The organism is Microbacterium sp. KNMS, assembly GCF_053851835.1.
The window spans coordinates 1-263 of sequence record NZ_JBSQBP010000127.1; the positions used below are offsets into that span (position 1 = coordinate 1).

A 263-nucleotide genomic window follows, 5' to 3' on the forward strand; every position below is an offset into this window, starting at 1 on the left:
ATTGCAAGGTGTGCTTTATCAGCCTTCTCTGCGCAAGAATCAATTAACGCATTTTGAATGTCTAAGGTTGAACATTTGTCAGATACTTTCTTGATAGCATTTAAGACCAAACTCGACCAACCAACACCTAAATTGTCTGCCCACTCAGCCATTCTATTTAGTTTACTGGCATCAAAAGGTACTTCTTGACCATTAGACTTAATTACTGTTTTAATACTCAACTACATTTCTCCTACATCAATAATCACATTATCACTCACAGT

1 protein-coding gene is annotated in these 263 nt (G+C 36.1%); it reads right to left on the reverse strand.

Translation table 11 applies throughout. The features are described 5' to 3' along the window. Window positions 1-221: ATP cone domain-containing protein (locus ACWXWW_RS18110; protein WP_455971410.1), on the reverse strand; the 221-nt coding region annotated here is incomplete at its 3' end. Window positions 222-263: the final 42 nt, after the last annotated feature.